Below are 17,778 nucleotides of genomic sequence, written 5' to 3' on the forward strand. Positions count from 1 at the left end.
TGTCAACTCTATCATCATTAGATCTTTAGGTTCTGTCTAAGTGTAAAATTTATTGAGGTATCCTCTAGACGAATAAAAAAGAAACCGTTACTCTATTCATTGGGCTAACAGGCACTAATGAACAAAGGCGGTTTCTTATGGATTCTATTGTAACAGATTTAGTGGAAGTAATGAAGAAGGAAACGAATTTTTTAGCAAGAGAAAGAGCCATGATGATCTTTTTTACACAACTTATAGCGACCATTACCCAACTAGCTTTTCAAACGCTTGATGAAGAAATTTGTGCGCAATGTAAGAAAGAAGGCTTTCGCGTCGATCGTAAAAGCGAAAGAACCATCACCTTCTTGTTTGGTCCCGTGACCTATGTTCGTCGACGAATGAAAAATCAAGCCAATGTCATTCGTTACCCCTTAGATGAATTTCTAGGGATTCGAAAAGGTCTTCGTTATAGTTCGCTCGTCCTGCGAAACGTGGCTCAATTAGGCAGTAACATGGTCTATCGTCATGTTTCTCAAGCGATCGACTGTTTAACTTCTTGGCAGATGAGTCATCAAAATGTGCAACAATTGGTGGTTAAAACGGGAGAATTCATCCAAGCCAGAAGCACGCATGAAAGTCGTTATGACGGTGTGATCACCAAGAAAAAAGTGCCTTATTTATATCTGGAAGGAGACGGCGTAAAGATCAACGGACAGAAGAAACAATCCCTTGAAGTTCACCGTTTTCAAGTGTGTGAAGGCAGCCAGAAAGTCGGCAATCGCTCGGAAATGATTGCCCCGCACTTTGTGAGTCATCTGAATCGACAAAAAGCATACAAAGAAATGATGGCCTATCTTCAAGCCTATTATGATTTACGTCATACCATTGTCATTTCCAATAGTGACGGCGGTTCGGGTTATGAAAAAGCAGTGTTTGATGAACTGGCTTTAGGTTGTTTGCGTCATGAACACTTCCGTGATCGATACCATGTCCATCGGAAAATCAAGGAACGAATGGCTTTTGTTCCCCAACTCCAACATCGAATGATTCGAGCGATTGAACATTATGATTGGCAAGCAGTCCAGCTGGTTTTAGATACTTCGGAAAGCTTGATTGAAGAAAAGGAGGCCGAAGCGTTAGAACATTTACGTTTACTGCATCACTATCTTCAAAGAAGTTGGCCTTATTTAAAATCATTGAAAGCACGAGGAATCAGGGACCCTAAAGCTTGTATTGGCACGATCGAAAGTACCCATCGGAAAATCACCTATCGCATGAAACGCCAAGGTCGTTTGTGGACAACAACCGGCGCCCAAGCCATGATTCGTGTCATTGATAGTTTAAGAAACCAAGAATTGGAAGGTTGGTTGAACCAATACGAAGCCCTTCCGGACGACGTCGTCGCTCAAGAAAAACGTTGGCACGCTATGAAACGTTGGGTACAGAAAAAGCCTCGTTTCCAAGCTCATGAAGGTGCATTTAAAGGACAGATTGGCGAAGGAAAAGCGAAAAGTGCGCCTTTAGGCCAATTCGCCAAAGGACTGAATCAATTAATAATGACCCCGAATGTTCTCTAATAAAAACTTGTTTTTGTTAGAGAGGATGAGGGCAAACCGAATGAAAGTGAGGTTGAAAAATAACTTTGTGTCTGCCCCAAAAGACGGTTTTTTTATTCAACCTCAATAAACTTGACACATACAGGTTCTGTTGCAAAGTTTTCCCAAAAATCTATTTTAGTGTAAAATTGAGAAAAAAGACAGAGAGGACAGAGTAATGAATCATTTTAAAGGCAAACAATTCAAAAAAGACGTCATTATTGTCGCTGTTGGTTACTACCTGCGTTACAATCTAAGCTATCGTGAAGTTCAGGAATTGTTATATGATCGTGGAATAAATGTGTGTCATACTACGATTTATCGTTGAGTGCAAGAGTACAGCAAAGTCCTCTATTATCTTTGGAAGAAGAAAAATAGACAATCCTTCTATTCATGGAAAATGGACGAAACCTATATCAAAATTAAGGGACGTTGGCATTATCTTTATCGTGCAATTGATGCGGACGGCTTAACCTTAGATATCTGGTTACGAAAGAAACGGGATACGCAAGCAGCCTATGCTTTCTTAAAACGACTCCATAAACAGTTTGGTGAGCCGAAAGCAATTGTGACCGATAAAGCACCTTCTCTTGGCTCCGCCTTTAGAAAGTTACAGAGTGTGGGTTTATATACTAAGACAGAGCACCGAACTGTGAAGTATCTTAACAATTTAATAGAACAAGACCATCGACCTATTAAACGACGAAATAAATTTTATCAAAGTCTCCGTACAGCCTCTTCCACGATTAAGGGCATGGAGACCATTCGAGGAATATATAAAAAGAACCGAAGAAATGGAACGCTCTTCGGCTTTTCGGTGTCTACTGAAATCAAGGTATTAATGGGAATAACAGCCTAAGATATTTAGAGTTCAGAGAGGGCGCGTTTGATTTTCAAACTTCGCAACAGAACCAAAAGCCGTAACCCCAAATTGAGTTACGACTTTATGATTAATTTTTTCTTGGATAAGTTAAACGAATTAAACTACTATTCATTGCTGGAATTAAGAAGACTAGTATAACCAGACCACTAATTACCCCAACAGCAACTTGTGTCAAGGTCAGAACTCCTGCTGGAATTAAGGCAGCAAATGTTCCCCCTAGGATAATTGCAGCTGAAATTACCACCGTTCCAATAATTCCTGCTGATTTAACAATTCGATCTCCAGCATCCTCGTTATCAAATTCACGGTACTTCATCATCAAGAAGATACTGTAATCTACTCCAAGGGCAACCAACATTACAAAGGTGAAGAAAGGTACATTCCATCCTAATAGATTTTCCCCAAGGAATGTACTACTAATAAAGCGTGTAATTCCTAGTCCACCTACGTATGCTAGTAGCAATGAAGCAATGATATAGAATGGTTGTAAGATAGAGCGCGTTACTAACATCAATGCAAGTGTAATGCCAACTAACATAATTACTGCACTACGTAAGAAATCTTGATTAGCAATACTTGATTTATCAGAAGTTTCAGAAGTCTGACCGCCAATCGAAACGGAAGCTTTCTTCAATGAGGTTCCCTTGATATTGTTGTTAATCATCGTTTGCAGACTTTCAACTTTTTTAATCGACTTAGCAGTTAATGGATCTGAATCTAAGACCACCGTGATCTTAGCGGCCTTTTTATTTGAAGATAAGTAGACATCTTCTGAATCTTTAAATGTATCACTTTCTAACACTGCTTTAGGCACAAATAATGTGTTAGATGCAGATGAATCTTGAAGTTCTTTCAAGTAATTATTGGATTCAGATAGCCCGTCATTTAGTTTACCAACGCTGCCACCAGCGGTTGCCATTTTTTGTTGTTGTTCCTTAAGTTCATTTCCAAGAGTTTGAGCATCATTACCGATTGCTTGGGTATAAGTGGCAATTGCTTGAAGGCGAGTTTGCATTGAACTTACTGAAGCCATTTCTTGGCTAGCTGCTCCAGAAAGAATCGTCATTTGTGTTTGTGATAATGGTTGACCAGCCGCTGCCATCTTTTGTTGTAAGGCCGTCATCAATTGTTGACCACTTACAGAGCTACCACTAGTTGATTGGATACTCTTCAACTCTTGCCCAATTAAGGTCGCCTTAGCACCGATATCTTCAAGTTGACTAGCATCAAAATCTCCACCAGTTAAACCTTTTTGAAGTTCTTTTAAGCCCGCTTGAGCCTTGCTTGTTTGGGAAGTCAACGTCTTCAATTGATCATTAACATAAAGCTGATCTAACTTATCGCCACCTGGTTGAGTAACTGATGCAACCGTCTTGATTCCATCAATACCTTTAATTTGGTTGGTTAAGTTATCAATAACTCTTAAATCACTTTCATTATCAAGCTTGTGACTGCTCTTGATATAGATGGTAGTAGGTTCCGCTGTTCCTTTGCTAAAGTGCTTTTGCACCGTCTTAAATCCTTGCTTAGCAGAATAATTAGCTGGTAGTTCAACGACTGTATCATAATTAAGTTTATTGTTATAAGTTAACAGCATTGGAATTGCTAAAATTACGATGATGCCTAAAGCAATCAATGGATTTTTAGCTGAGTGTCCTGAAAGCCAATCCCACAACTTACTGTGATTTGATTCTTTTGAATTATGACTAGGCCAGAATACCTTATTCCCGAGTAGTGACATAAAGAAGGGGTTAACGGTCAATAATGCTAGTAGTAAAATAGCAACCCCAATTCCAACCCCCGTTGCCGAACGGTAAATGGAAAACTTAGCCAATGCTAAAGTCAAGAATCCTAATAGAACGGTACTTCCTGAATAAAGAATCGTTTTCCCTGCCACCTTAAGTGAATGCTTCGTGGCAGTTTCTTTATCCATCCCCTCAATCAAATCATTCTTGAATTGGTTATAGAGTAAGATATTGTAATCCGTCCCGATTCCAAACATAACAACGACCATGAAAACTTGGGTAAAGTTTGAAATCGTAAATCCTGCATATTTAGCTAAATTCATCACTGCTGATAAAGCGACGATGAAAGATAGTCCAACAGTTCCTAAAGAAATTAAAGGAACAATTGGGGAACGGAAGACTAGAATTAGCACAATCAAAATGAAGACGATGGCAATAACTTCAGTCTTTTTAAGACCCTCTTCAATGGCTACCGAGAAATCATCATTTAAGATATCACTACCAGTTACGTAAGTTTTCACTCCGCTCGTCTTAACTTCTTTAACCAGCTTTTGATTCATCTTCCGCACTGAATCCCGCTTACCTACATCTAGTTGCACTATCTGGGTTGATTTATCTTTTGAAATTAATTGCTTCTTAGTTGCCTCACTATCGTTAGGAGCAGTAACTCCTTTAATATCATACTTAGATTTATTATCTTTGATTTTATCAATAGTGTCATTAATACGATCTTTTTGCTTATGGGTTAAGGCTTGGTCACCATTATTAAAGACCAAAACGACCTGGCGCGTATTGCTAATTTTGTGGCCCCAATCTTTTTGGATGGTTTTAGCAACTTGGCTTTTAGCCGTATCCGGAATTTTGGTTTGACCTTTTTCAGCTACTAAGCTAGAAATATTAGGTAACATTACGATTCCTAAAATCAAAACGATAATCCAAGTCACAAACTTGGCAATGTTTTGTTTGATATACTTACTCATACTCTTCTCTCCTATCTATAATTAATCAATTCACTCTTCTCTTAATGCTTATTTCCCTAGTAACTCATCAACATATTCCATCGCTTCTCTCTTAGACAATGGATGATTTTCGATGAAAATCCACTTAAGTACCAACAAAATCGTATTACTATAATGCTTTGCTACTAATTCTAGTGGTACTTTCGAAGTTTGATTTTTTAGATCTTGCTTTAAAATCGTAATAGCCTCGTTTTTAAAGTACTCATAAATGCTGCTCACAATCGAACTATTATTAGCATTATGCTTTGCTAATTGAGTTAATAGTTCCCGATGCTGATCCATGGCCTCAAAGATTTGACCCAATATATATTCTTGAAGATTTTCGTCAGCAACGTCATGATACTGCTCAATATTGCTTTCTTCTTTGAATAATAACCAACAATAATTCAATAAATCTTTTTTATCTTCAAAATAGTTATAGAAAGTTGCCCGCGGAAAATTACTAATCTTACAAATTTCATTAATGCTAATATCGTCATACGATTTTTCCGCTAGTAGCTTATACATCGCATCCGAAAATGCTCTTAAAGTTCTTTGCGCTCCTTTGGTTGATTTTTTCGTCAAATCATATTTCATTTATTCCCTCCAAAAATGTTTTTCTCGATAAACTATTCTACCTCCACATATTTATTTTTACAACAGTTTAAATTTAGACATGTGTAAAAATGCGTTTCCATACAAAAAAAGTTACGATGGTTCTGTTGCAAAGTTTTCCCAAAAATCTATTTTAGTGTAAAATTGAGAAAAAAGACAGAGAGGACAGAGTAATGAATCATTTTAAAGGCAAACAATTCAAAAAAGACGTCATTATTGTCGCTGTTGGTTACTACCTGCGTTACAATCTAAGCTATCGTGAAGTTCAGGAATTGTTATATGATCGTGGAATAAATGTGTGTCATACTACGATTTATCGTTGGGTGCAAGAGTACAGCAAAGTCCTCTATTATCTTTGGAAGAAGAAAAATAGACAATCCTTCTATTCATGGAAAATGGACGAAACCTATATCAAAATTAAGGGACGTTGGCATTATCTTTATCGTGCAATTGATGCGGACGGCTTAACCTTAGATATCTGGTTACGAAAGAAACGGGATACGCAAGCAGCCTATGCTTTCTTAAAACGACTCCATAAACAGTTTGGTGAGCCGAAAGCAATTGTGACCGATAAAGCACCTTCTCTTGGCTCCGCCTTTAGAAAGTTACAGAGTGTGGGTTTATATACTAAGACAGAGCACCGAACTGTGAAGTATCTTAACAATTTAATAGAACAAGACCATCGACCTATTAAACGACGAAATAAATTTTATCAAAGTCTCCGTACAGCCTCTTCCACGATTAAGGGCATGGAGACCATTCGAGGAATATATAAAAAGAACCGAAGAAATGGAACGCTCTTCGGCTTTTCGGTGTCTACTGAAATCAAGGTATTAATGGGAATAACAGCTTAAATCATAGATACCGTAAGGGATTTTATTCTTTATTTAAAACTTTGCAACAGAACCAACGCAAGTATGATCCCAATTGACTGCATGTTCCAAATACTCAAAGGTTTGATCCTATTGGTCAGGCAAGGTTTCATAAGACACAATATACGTTGTAAACAAATTAGCTGCAAGGTTCTTGCCATGACTCTGAGAGTGTTCCAATGTTCAACGTGAATCATCTCATCACGGAAAGGACAAACTAGACAATCTTTTGATACTCTCTTGTAGACTTGCTCTGTATGGATTATAAATAATTTTTTCTATACTTGACGGTGAATACAATATGATATTTGCATAACCATTTTGTATGGGCTAAACGATTTGCTTTGTTAGCCAACTGAACCTCTTCCTTTCGTTACCATATAGCCTGAACAACTACATTGTAACGCTAGTGAAAAGATTTTTTAGTATAACTTTTTCCTTCCCATCCGCATAGCGGGTGGTTTTTTGTTTCGCACGCTACGCGAGCTCAACTCGGTCTAAAGACTTAATAAAAGACTTACCACTATGCTTAGTGAAATTAGGCACAGTGGTAGAGCCCACTTATGCAAGGTGACTCAGGCTTAATTGATAAGAAAACGAAGTTATAGTTTTTCGGATAAATCAATGAATAAGTCTTTGTATAAATCTGCAAATTTAACATAAACATCTTTTTTAACGTATTCATTTGTTTGATGAGCCATACTTGTTAGACCGAGTCCATAGAAAATAAAATTGAAGTTATTTGGTTTATCTACAAGTAAGTTTGATGCGTCAGTAACCCCAGGAGAAGATTTTATTTCTGGTTGACTTCCAAAATACTTATTTCCTAATGATTGAGCTAATTTTGTAATCAAAGTATCAGAATCAGTGAACACGCTGTTTAGGGACATCATAATGTCGACGTCAATCTCATGACGTTCACTATTATACTTATTAGCTAACTCATTAAAGATAGCTTTAACTTCTTCATTATCGAATTCGGGAATAGTACGTACGTTTAATTCTGCTTGGGCGTATTCTGGAACGGAATTTACTTGGTTTCCGCCATTAAAAATAGTTGGACTCATAACAAGTTTCCCAAGTGTAGTATTCTCGCGACGATCTTCATTAAAAATTTTATTAGCTTTTGTTAGATATCCCATCAATTGATTAATAGCATTATGTCCTAAATGAGGCATAGAGCTATGGGCTGATTGGCCAGTAGAAGTAATTTTAAAGTTCATGGAGCCCTTATGAGTGTTTACAATGGTATCTTCAGACGGTTCGGCAATGACTAAAGCATCGATATCTTTGGAGTAACCATCCTCAAAAAATTTTTGTGAACCAGCTTCACCGACCTCTTCGCCAGTTGTAGCCATCAAACGAATAGTCCCTTGTTTCAATAAATTATTTTCTTTGATTTCTATCATGGCAATAACTAAAGCAGCTAAACCCGACTTCATATCACTCGTTCCACGTCCATATGTCCTGAAACAGCGATAACAGGATTTCCTGAACCAGTTTCAGCTACTAAGTTGGAGCGATTTGGAGAAACTTCGATAATTTTAGAGTGAATATCATATTTCTCTAGTAGTTTCGTCAAGTATTCAGCAACCTCAGTTTCATTATCGTTTACGCTTTTAATAGCGATAAGATCTTTTAAAATAGTCACTTTTTCATCTTCTGTAAAATTTCTCACGATATCCTCCAATAACTATAATTTAGCAAACTAACAATTAATTATTATCAGTTTCTTGAACTAGACCATCAAGAAAGTGTCTCAAAGATACTCTCCCACCGGCATCTCTATATCCATTAATAAACTGCATTTCATTACGTATATTTTTATATCCATATAAACTATTTGCATACTCCGTAATTATTTCATCTTGCGCGTCATCTAAGTACAGATTAGCTAAGTTAGTTAATCCGTGTTTAATAGCTCTACGGATCCTTTGAAAAATAATTTTTTTCTCTCGAGCATCTATGTTTAATTGTTCACAAATATCAATTTGATTAAAGTACAGGTTTTTACTGGAAATAATTTCATAAATTACCAAAATATCTGTGGTCCCAGCATCTGAATTGATTCCAAGAAGACGTAAAATAGAAAGAACTTTTTGCTTTCTGGAATCATTTGTATTAAAAGAACTGCTATTTTCACTGTTTTCGCCTATCAAAGATTGAATATTAATTAATTTTTGTGACAAGTCTATATTTTGTACTATTTTTTCTACGACTGTTTGAAGTTCAATTACATTAATAGGTTTATTGATAAAAAATTCGACGCCCGCTTCGTAAGCCTCTTGTTTTAGAGAATTGTCAGTTACTTTAGAAATCATAATGAAGTGCAAATAATTTTTTGATATTTTTAAACGGTTCATCAATTCAATTCCTGACATGTTAGGAATTAATAGATCGATTAATACTACGTCAACGTCTAAAAGTAAAATGTCAGTTAATGCTTTTTCAGCTTCTGTAGCCTTTCCTATTACGTAATAATCAGTGTTTTTTTCAAGTATTTTTTGTAACATCACTAAAATAGAAATGTCATCATCTATAATATAAAAATTCATTGTTATTAGCCTCTCTATTCTGATAGTAGTTGTTTATTTAAAATAACTTTAAAATTAGTTTCTTGCTTGAAGGTTGATTGGATTTCTATATCGCCACCAAATTGTTCTTTGATAATCGCTTGAACGCGTGATAGTCCTAATCCCCTATATGTGTCTCCTGTTTTTTTATTGTATTTAGTAGTAAAGCCTGGGTGAAATATCAATTCTTTTATTTCGTCGTCTACCCCGCTCCCATTATCAATAATATTTATGATAATTTCCTTTGATTCTTCTTGACATAAAATGGTGATATTGGCTTCCGGAATATTTTTCACAGCATCGATACTATTAAAAATTAAGCTTGAAAGAACAGAAACCAAATAAAAATACTTAGGTACTAGCATTTCTACATGATTATGTGTACTAATTAGAATATTGCTATGCCTTTCGTGGATTTTCTCTTGAGAATATCTGGTAACAATACGTAGAATTTCACTAAATTTCATTGGCTTTGTACCCTCTGAATCATTGAAGTAATTAGTCAGAATTTGAACAATGTTCTGAGAATCCTTTTTTATGTCATGAATATCCAGAGCAATTTGTAATGCAGTGGTACTGTGCTTATTGCCATTTTCAATTTTTCCTTGCAAATTCTTATTTAGTAAATAAGCTTTCTTCATAATTTTTTCCATTGCATCGATATTTTTTTGCATAAAATAAAGTTCATTTTTAACAGACGCTGCTATCCAAACAAAGTGATAGTATCTGCGCTCGTGACTGTCTTTGCTGAGCATTAAATTGAAATAATGATATAAAAACGAAGTAATGGAACCAAGGAGACTACGGATCAAAGCAATTAAAAATAAGATTTGGAATAGTCGATAGCTGTAATTAGTAAACCCTTCCAATATACCAGTCTCTACGATGTTAGAAAAATAGTCACAAATAATAATTGTCAACAAGAAAAAGCTGTTTGTAGTACTCTCGCTTTGCCAGTATAAAAAGTAATATAAAATGCTGTAAACAAAATAAAATGCAATATCAGCTAAGATAAAAGTTAATATAGCATTTTGATTGTTTTCATTACTGATTGCTAAGAGTAAGCCACGAAAAAAGGGAGAAGCTATGCTGATGGACAACATTAATTTTATGGGATGTAAATCTGTATTGAAATATAAAAACACTGACATAATTAACGGAGCTAAAGAAATAATAAATCCATGAGAAAATAATTGAAAATTAACTTGAGAAGCTAGAGATATGCATAAAGCAGCAGTTATTATCCTTCGTGAGCGAGTTTGTTTGAAATTTTGTGAATTATAAAACATTATATATCATCTCCTATAATACAATTTAATCATAAAAAAATAAAAAAATGTAATATTTTGAACAAAAAAGTTGACGTACTGTGAAGTTTGGTGAAGATAGCTTTTAGAATATAATTGTATTAAAAATTTAGGAGGAATGGAAATGTATAATTTACGGAACAAAAATTTTTTGACACTAAGGGAACTTTCATCAAACGATATGGAATTTTTGTTAGACTTAGCTGAAAATTTGAAAGCAGCAAAGTATACAGGTACAGAACAACAAAAGTTAAAAGGAAAAAATATTGCTTTAATATTTGAAAAAGATTCAACTCGCACACGTTGTTCTTTTGAAGTTGCCGCATATGATCAGGGAGCTCATGTTACATATCTTGGACCAAGTGGTTCTCATATGGGAAAAAAAGAAACAGCTAAAGATACTGCACGTGTGCTAGGTGGCGTATACGATGGTATCGAGTATCGTGGCTTTTCACAACGTACGGCTGAAACTTTAGCTAAATATTCTGGAGTTCCAGTATGGAATGGGCTAACTGATGAGGACCATCCAACACAAGTTCTTGCCGATTTTTTAACAGCCAAAGAAGCTTTAAAAAAGGATTATAACGAAATAAATTTCACTTTCGTAGGTGATGGGCAAGATAATGTTGCGAATGCTTTAATGATTGGAGCCGCTTTAATGGGGATGAACTATCATTTAGTTTCTCCTAAAGAATTATATCCTTCGCAAGACTTAGTAGATAATGCTTTAAAAATTGCTAAGAAAACTGGAGCAACAATTAAAATAACAGATGATATCGAAAAAGGAGTTAAAGATTCTGATGTTATATACGCCGATGTTTGGGTATCTATGGGAGAACCTGATGAAGTATGGGAAGAAAGAATTAAATTACTAAAACCATACCAAGTAAATAAGAAAATGCTAGAAATGACTAATAATCAAAATGTAATCTTTGAACACTGCTTGCCTTCTTTCCATAATAACGAAACAGAAGTTGGTAGGGAAATCGAAGAAAAATTTGGTTTGAGTGAAATGGAAGTTACTGATGAAGTATTTGAAAGTAGCTCTTCGGTTGTATTTAAAGAAGCTGAAAATCGGATGCATACTATCAAGGCAGTTATGGTTGCAACATTAGGTGAGTAAGAGAGGAGATCAAGTCTATGGCTAAAATTGTAATTGCACTCGGGGGAAACGCCTTAGGAAAGTCACCAGAAGAACAATTAAATCTTGTAAAAAACACAGCTAAATCGCTGGCGGGAGCTATTTCCCAAGGCCATAAGATAACCATTAGTCATGGTAATGGACCGCAAGTTGGTGCAATTAATTTAGGAATGAATTACGCGAATGAACATAATCAAGGTCCCGCATTTCCTTTTCCTGAATGCGGGGCTATGAGTCAAGGTTATATAGGCTATCATCTGCAACAAAGTTTACAAAATGAACTAAATAGACAAAATATTACCCAAGATGTAGTCACATTAATCACACAAGTAGAGGTTGAAGCTGACGATCCTGCATTTAAAAATCCAACCAAACCAATTGGGACATTTTATAGTAAAAAACAGGCGGAAAAGATTGAAAAGGAAAAAAATTATATCTTTAAAGAAGATGCAGGAAGAGGATATCGTCAAGTTATTGCTTCACCTATGCCTAAAAATATTATTGAAATCGATAGCGTCAACCGTTTGATTAACAACAATAATGTAGTTATCGCCGGCGGTGGAGGTGGTATTCCGGTCTTAAAATCTGAAGGTGGAAATATAAAAGGTGTATCTGCTGTAATTGATAAAGACCGTTCCAGTGCATTGCTGGCTGACAATATAGTTGCAGATAAGCTAATTATTCTAACTGCTGTTGAATATGTTTATATGAACTATGGGAAATCAGATCAAGAAGCTCTTCAAGAAATAGATAGTAAACAAGCAAAAGATCTTATTCAAGAAAAACAATTCGCAACTGGAAGTATGTTACCCAAAATAGAAGCTTGTTTAGATTTTGTAACGCAAGGTAAAGATAGAGAAGCGATTATTACATCTTTGGAAAATTTAGATGATGCTCTTGCTGGTAAAACTGGAACTATAATAAAAAAATAGTTGGCAGTTAAGTAATATAAAGAGTGGTTTAGTGAACATTTTGGAGGATTAGCTCCGTATGTGAAAATGACTTAATAAGTTTTGCATAAAAGTGTCTTTAAACCACTTTTTAATTATGTGTGTGGTAAAGATTTTTTATAAAAATGAGGTGTTTGAGATGGCAAAAAAAAAATTCAAATTAAAAATGCCCGGTGCCTTTGTTATTTTATTTATATTAACAATAGTTGCTGTAATAGCAACATGGTTTGTTCCAGCAGGTAGTTACTCAAAACTTTCTTATATTCCTTCAAGCACTCAATTAAAAATAGAACAACCAGGTGAGATAGATAAGGTACCCGCTACACAGGAAGCATTAGATAATCTAGGAGTTAAAATTGATATAGAGCAGTTTCGTTCTGGTGGAATTACTGAATCTGTTTCTATTCCAGATACTTATCAAAGACTCGAACAACAACCCGCAAATATAACCGATATTCCTAAAAGTATGGTCCAGGGTACAATAGAAGCTGTAGACATTATGGTATTTATTTTTGTTTTAGGTGGATTAATCGGTGTTATTAGAGCAAGTGGTGCCTTTGAATCAGGATTGTTTTCTTTAACAAAAAAAACAAAAGGGCATGAATTTTTGTTAGTTTCCTTGGTTTCTATTTTAATGATTTTGGGGGGGACTCTCTGCGGAATTGAAGAAGAGGCAGTAGCTTTTTACCCAGTTTTAGTACCTATTTTTATTGCGCTGGGATATGATTCAATCGTTTGTGTTGGTGCAATATTTCTAGCTAGCTCGGTAGGAACGAGTTTCTCAACGATCAACCCCTTCTCAGTAGTTATTGCTTCCAACGCTGCTGGTACTACATTTACTCAAGGACTAGGTTGGCGTACATTTGGTTGCATTGTAGGTGCAATATTTGTAGTTTCTTACCTTTATTGGTATTGTAAAAAGATAAAAAAAGATCCTACTTTCTCATATACTTATGAAGATCATGAATCATTTAATGAACAGTGGGCAATAGAGTCCGATAATAACAATGTAGAAAGTGAATTTACAAAACGAAGAAAACTTATTTTACTATTATTTATCGCTACATTTCCAATTATGATATGGGGAGTTATGTCTAATGGATGGGGATTTCCAACCATGGCAGCTTCTTTTTTGAGCTTTACGATATTTATTATGATTCTAGCCGCAACAGGAAAAAATGGCATTGGTGAAAAAGGAGCGGTAGATTCTTTTACAAAAGGAGCTTCTAGTTTAGTTGGAGTTTCTCTGATCATCGGACTTGCTAGAGGAATTAATTTTGTATTAAATGAAGGAATGATATCTGATACCATACTGTATTTTGCAATAAACTTAGTCAAAAATATGAGCGGTCCGTTATTTATTATTACTATGTTGTTTATCTTTTTCTTTTTGGGATTTGTCGTGCCCTCCTCTTCAGGTCTAGCAGTTCTTGCAATGCCGATTATGGCACCTTTAGCTGATGCGGTTAATATTCCAAGATTTGTGATTGTAACAGCCTATCAATTTGGTCAATATGCTATGCTATTCTTAGCACCAACTGGTCTTGTTATGGCAACATTACAAATGCTTAATATGAAGTATTCACACTGGTTAAGGTTTGTTTGGCCAGTTGTAACATTTCTTTTAATATTTGGTGGAGGTATTTTGATAACTCAAGTACTTGTGTATTAATATACAAGTTCTTTTTCTAATAAAATAGAGTGAACAAATCATAATTAGTATAAATTTTGAAGTAAAAATGTTGAACTATAATGGGCCTAAGCGAATACTAAGGTTCATTATAATAGGCTCTTTGTCAAACATACTAAGATTAGTAGTGTAATATCACGACGGTGGTATTACACTACTATTTTTTATATAGTAGAAGTGAAGTAAAGACCGCCAACACGATAGGGCCATGGAACCCGTATGTCAAACAGGTCTCCTTCACTAACTATGTCCATTTTGTTTGAAGTATGTTGGTTCGTTGAAACCGTGTATAGGAAAGTAAAAAAGCATGGATTAGTGAGGCTTCAAGATTTTTATTGAGGAGGGATTACTTTGTTTATAATGGCTTTAGATGTTAGTAAAGGGAAAAGTTATATGGTGGTTTATAAAAATGAATATTGTATCGAAGAAAGGGAGATCGTCCACACCCCCGAACAATTTGATAAATTATTACCATTTTTAAAAAATAACCAAGTAGAGGTTGTTTTTGAAGCTACAGGTGTATATTCAAAATGTTGGGAACATTTTTTCACAAAAAATAATTTTTCTTATTCTTGTTTAAACCCTTTAGAAGCAAAATTACAAATAGCCACTATGCGTCAAAGAAAAAGCGATAAAAATGACGCCCATCAATTAGCTCAAACTCATCTGACAAATAAACGATCTAAAACGTTTTGTCATTCAAATAACTATAATGAATTACGCATGTATTCTAAACTATATGATGAGGTCCATTCGAACTTGTTAGTACAGCGCAACTATTTACACAGCGAATTACAACTAGTATTTCCAGGGCTAGAAAAAATTTATAGCAGTAATATGACATATTTTGTTTTAAATATTATGGATAAATATACTCACCCGGACACTGTTCAGAAAACTTCTCCAACAAAGATTAAAAATTATATCTTAAAGCAGACAGGAAAAAAACTGTCCGAAAAGCAAGCCAAAGAGAAAGCCTTGTGGCTTAAATTTATTGCTAAAGAAGCTTATTCTGTAGTTGAGGAAGATAGTTTTATGGTTAAAGAAGTGAAATATCGCTTAAAAACCATTCGAAGTTTAAAACAACAAAAAGATCGAATCTCGAATGAACTCATCCACTTTGCAGAGACATGTACAGAATTTAAATATATAGAAAGTATTCCTGGTATTGGCCCTCTCACAGCTGCACTGTTAATTGCAGAACTTGGCGATATTCGTCGCTTTGACACGCATAAACAAATGAATGCTTATGTGGGGATTGATTTACGCACTTATCAATCAGGCACAATACAACATAAAGATAAAATTCAAAAAAGAGGGAATAGTCGAGCAAGGATGATTTTATTTTTTACTATTCAGAATATGATTAAAAAACAAAAGAATATTAGGAACCATTTTATAGACTATTATTATAAACTAAAACTTGAAACCTATTTTTCGATACGTATCCCTTGGTATACTAAGCATCTTATGCACAAAATTAACTTCAACCTGCTTGCTTGAGCTGTTTTTGTATAGAGGAAGGTAGTTTTTCAAGGAACTGTTCGATAATGTTATTTAATACGGCTTCATCCAAAACATATTCATCCGCAAAAGCTTCTTGGAATAAAACGAGTAATTGCAGAATGGCTTCCGATACAGAAAGCTCAGAAAGCTCATCAATGAGAAGATAAAATAACTCGCCAAGCGTTCGGTCGTCTTTACTTTCACGTTCTTGCACCGCTAGGATCATATAACCGATAGCTACCAGTGTCGTATGCGCAAAGATCCCGTCATAAGAAATCCCTTGGTACTTGGCTAATTTTAAGTATTGTTTGCACATCTTGAAGTAGACTTCCACCGACCAGCGTCTAGCATAGAGCTGAATGATCTCGTCTTCGGTCAGATCGATATCGGTCGAAGCTAAGACCAAATAGTCGTTTCGTTTATTGCGATTGCGAATATATACCAACTTAATGGGAAGGATTTTCCCTTCTACGACAGCTTCTACTTGGACACTCAAAAGATAGCGAGAACGACCGCGGCGCTTTTTATTTCGTTTGAAGATTTCTTTGACATCCATCTTTTGGCCTTGATAACGGTAGTAGATCTTTTGACTACGTTTGACCATCGCTACGCAGTGGCATTTCAGGTCACGGATCTGTTGGAACATTTTGGGACTGGAAAACCAAGTATCGAATAAGACATAATCCGCATGGATCCCTTGGTTCAAAGCCGATCGAAGCAGTTCCAGTGTCACTTCTGTGCCTTTACGAAGCGCTTGAGCTTTACGTTTCCCCCTATTCGTGCGTTGGTCCCCGATATCAAGATCAGATTGGAGCTTTCTTTTCCCGGAGAGCAAGGAAAAAGCGACGGGGACAAAGCTGTTGCCATCACTCCAGCCTAATTGTAAATAACGAAATCCTTTGAAATATTTTTTCTTGGCATGGTCGTATTGTAAAGCGGCACATTCCACTTTTTTCGCATTCGAGCGGGTATACATGGAGTCATCCACGATAAATGTGGTTTTTCGGGCATCATCCGTCAATGGACGTAGGAAAGTAATGACGGATTTAGCCACTAAGATCAGTAATTTTTGCCAATGAATGTGCGGATCATTCAAAACGTTGCGAAATGTTTTATCTGAAAATGATAGCTGTTCCTTTTGCTTTTGGTAAAACCGATAGGTAGAACCGTTGGTAAAGATCGAAGCTAATAGGAACGAAAAAATAACAGAAACGGAGAAACCCTTCCTGTGCACGGCATTCGATTTTTTAAGAGCAGAAGCTACATGGAACTGATGAAAAAATCAGACACAGAGGTAGAAATTTTTTCTGAGTTTGGCGTTGTTTGTGTTATAATTGACATGGCATGAACACTCCTTGGTTAGTGGTTTTTCGTTGATTCTATTATACCAGGATTTGAGTGGTTCATGCTATTTTTGTATAAAAAAACGTTTATTTATCAAGGGATGAACTGTATTTTTGAACTTTCAAGTTTTAGTTATAAACTAAAAAAGCCACCTTATGTAAAGAAACATAAAGTAGCTATGATCGCCTGTATGAATAAATTACTCAAAACGATTCATTACCTTATTTCTAATAATGAATATTACGATTATACCAAGTCCCCACGAGGTTAATCGAAACTATTATTTACAATTCATACTATAACCTAAATTTTAAAAATATGAAAGTTTAGGTTTGTTTGTGCAGGAATATCCTAATTCTAAAATTATTAAAAACTACACAATTATTTTAAATCAAAAACCGCTCATCTAAATTTTCTATTATAATATTTCTGAAAAATTTAGAAATTATACTAAAAATTATTCAAACCTTGGTATGCTCATTTTTCTAAAAAGAGAGCAAATTAAAAAAATGAGCCATACTAGGTTTTGAATAAATATAATTAGATTTAGAAAACCATTGAGAACTTTTTCTTTACTAAA

General features: G+C 35.3%; 12 protein-coding genes and 4 pseudogenes. 8 read left to right on the forward strand and 8 right to left on the reverse strand.

All coding sequences use genetic code 11. The features are described 5' to 3' along the window. The first annotated feature begins 137 nt into the window (after positions 1 to 137). Both C7K42_RS07760 and C7K42_RS07770 read left to right on the forward strand, forming a co-directional pair. Complete coding sequence (locus C7K42_RS07760) at positions 138 to 1,556, forward strand: ISLre2 family transposase (RefSeq protein WP_124175415.1); 1,419 nt, start codon at positions 138 to 140, stop codon at positions 1,554 to 1,556. 196 nt (positions 1,557 to 1,752) lie between these two features. Next, positions 1,753 to 2,433: pseudogene (locus C7K42_RS07770) on the forward strand (IS6-like element ISS1N family transposase). A 91-nt stretch (positions 2,434 to 2,524) separates the two neighbouring features. On the opposite strand, the gene C7K42_RS07775 reads toward C7K42_RS07770, so the two are convergent. Continuing rightward, positions 2,525 to 5,182, reverse strand: a complete 2,658-nt coding sequence (locus tag C7K42_RS07775; protein WP_014123535.1) for an MMPL family transporter — start codon at positions 5,180 to 5,182, stop codon at positions 2,525 to 2,527. Positions 5,183 to 5,230: 48 nt separating this feature from the next. After that, entirely contained in the window at positions 5,231 to 5,797 is a 567-nt protein-coding gene (locus C7K42_RS07780; protein WP_014123534.1) for a TetR/AcrR family transcriptional regulator, read from the reverse strand. A gap of 191 nt (positions 5,798 to 5,988) precedes the next feature. Here C7K42_RS07780 and C7K42_RS07790 point away from each other — a divergent pair, with 191 nt between their 5' ends. Beyond that, positions 5,989 to 6,669, forward strand: a complete 681-nt coding sequence (locus tag C7K42_RS07790; protein ID WP_002319817.1) for an IS6-like element ISS1N family transposase — start codon at positions 5,989 to 5,991, stop codon at positions 6,667 to 6,669. Positions 6,670 to 6,909: 240 nt separating this feature from the next. Here the strand turns inward: C7K42_RS07790 and C7K42_RS07795 are convergent. The 5 genes and pseudogenes from C7K42_RS07795 to C7K42_RS07810 all read right to left on the reverse strand — a co-directional run. Beyond that, positions 6,910 to 7,042, reverse strand: a pseudogene (locus C7K42_RS07795) (transposase); the annotation flags it as partial. 247 nt (positions 7,043 to 7,289) lie between these two features. Beyond that, positions 7,290 to 8,129: an ArgE/DapE family deacylase gene (locus C7K42_RS07800; protein ID WP_014123532.1), complete on the reverse strand. Its 840-nt coding sequence runs from the start codon at positions 8,127 to 8,129 to the stop codon at positions 7,290 to 7,292. Beyond that, positions 8,126 to 8,365, reverse strand: a complete 240-nt coding sequence (locus C7K42_RS13400) for a peptidase M20 family protein (protein ID WP_014123531.1) — start codon at positions 8,363 to 8,365, stop codon at positions 8,126 to 8,128. The genes C7K42_RS07800 and C7K42_RS13400 overlap by 4 nt, the downstream gene beginning before the upstream one ends. 37 nt (positions 8,366 to 8,402) lie before the next feature. Next, complete coding sequence (locus C7K42_RS07805) at positions 8,403 to 9,242, reverse strand: DNA-binding domain-containing protein (RefSeq protein ID WP_061841418.1); 840 nt, start codon at positions 9,240 to 9,242, stop codon at positions 8,403 to 8,405. Positions 9,243 to 9,256: 14 nt separating this feature from the next. After that, on the reverse strand, positions 9,257 to 10,549 hold the full coding sequence (locus tag C7K42_RS07810; protein WP_061841417.1) for an ATP-binding protein: 1,293 nt from the start codon (positions 10,547 to 10,549) through the stop codon (positions 9,257 to 9,259). Between the two features lie 142 nt (positions 10,550 to 10,691). Between C7K42_RS07810 and argF the strand changes: the two genes are divergently transcribed. The 4 genes from argF (at position 10,692) to C7K42_RS07830 (ending at position 15,851) form a co-directional block, all read left to right on the forward strand. Then, a complete protein-coding gene (argF, locus tag C7K42_RS07815) occupies positions 10,692 to 11,690 on the forward strand; it encodes an ornithine carbamoyltransferase (RefSeq protein ID WP_014123526.1) in 999 nt (332 codons plus the stop codon). Positions 11,691 to 11,707: 17 nt separating this feature from the next. Further along, positions 11,708 to 12,640 (forward strand): carbamate kinase, encoded by a 933-nt coding sequence (gene arcC / locus C7K42_RS07820; RefSeq protein WP_014123525.1) that lies wholly within the window; start codon positions 11,708 to 11,710, stop codon positions 12,638 to 12,640. 157 nt (positions 12,641 to 12,797) lie between these two features. Next, a complete protein-coding gene (locus tag C7K42_RS07825; protein WP_014123524.1) occupies positions 12,798 to 14,330 on the forward strand; it encodes a YfcC family protein in 1,533 nt (510 codons plus the stop codon). A gap of 378 nt (positions 14,331 to 14,708) precedes the next feature. Further along, entirely contained in the window at positions 14,709 to 15,851 is a 1,143-nt protein-coding gene (locus tag C7K42_RS07830; protein ID WP_282957120.1) for an IS110 family RNA-guided transposase, read from the forward strand. Here C7K42_RS07830 and C7K42_RS07835 read toward each other — a convergent pair. Next, positions 15,835 to 17,195 (reverse strand): annotated as a pseudogene (locus tag C7K42_RS07835) (IS4 family transposase). The gene C7K42_RS07830 and the pseudogene C7K42_RS07835 sit on opposite strands and share 17 nt — an antisense overlap. 130 nt (positions 17,196 to 17,325) lie before the next feature. Between C7K42_RS07835 and C7K42_RS13170 the strand changes: the two are divergent. Further along, positions 17,326 to 17,469: pseudogene (locus C7K42_RS13170) on the forward strand (IS110 family RNA-guided transposase); the annotation flags it as partial. Positions 17,470 to 17,778: the final 309 nt, after the last annotated feature.

The organism is Tetragenococcus halophilus subsp. halophilus DSM 20339, from assembly GCF_003841405.1.
GTDB lineage: Bacteria > Bacillota > Bacilli > Lactobacillales > Enterococcaceae > Tetragenococcus > Tetragenococcus halophilus.

Excerpts from the sequence above, each read along its gene's own strand:
- arcC (WP_014123525.1), top strand. The coding sequence starts at position 11,708 with ATGGCTAAAATTGTAATTGCACTCGGGGGAAACGCCTTAGGAAAGTCA.
- C7K42_RS07825 (WP_014123524.1), top strand. The coding sequence starts at position 12,798 with ATGGCAAAAAAAAAATTCAAATTAAAAATGCCCGGTGCCTTTGTTATT.
- C7K42_RS07810 (WP_061841417.1), bottom strand. The coding sequence starts at position 10,549 with ATGTTTTATAATTCACAAAATTTCAAACAAACTCGCTCACGAAGGATA.
- C7K42_RS07780 (WP_014123534.1), bottom strand. The coding sequence starts at position 5,797 with ATGAAATATGATTTGACGAAAAAATCAACCAAAGGAGCGCAAAGAACT.
- C7K42_RS07775 (WP_014123535.1), bottom strand. The coding sequence starts at position 5,182 with ATGAGTAAGTATATCAAACAAAACATTGCCAAGTTTGTGACTTGGATT.
- C7K42_RS07790 (WP_002319817.1), top strand. The coding sequence starts at position 5,989 with ATGAATCATTTTAAAGGCAAACAATTCAAAAAAGACGTCATTATTGTC.
- C7K42_RS07800 (WP_014123532.1), bottom strand. The coding sequence starts at position 8,129 with ATGAAGTCGGGTTTAGCTGCTTTAGTTATTGCCATGATAGAAATCAAA.
- C7K42_RS07760 (WP_124175415.1), top strand. The coding sequence starts at position 138 with ATGGATTCTATTGTAACAGATTTAGTGGAAGTAATGAAGAAGGAAACG.
- argF (WP_014123526.1), top strand. The coding sequence starts at position 10,692 with ATGTATAATTTACGGAACAAAAATTTTTTGACACTAAGGGAACTTTCA.
- C7K42_RS07805 (WP_061841418.1), bottom strand. The coding sequence starts at position 9,242 with ATGAATTTTTATATTATAGATGATGACATTTCTATTTTAGTGATGTTA.
- C7K42_RS07830 (WP_282957120.1), top strand. The coding sequence starts at position 14,709 with ATGGCTTTAGATGTTAGTAAAGGGAAAAGTTATATGGTGGTTTATAAA.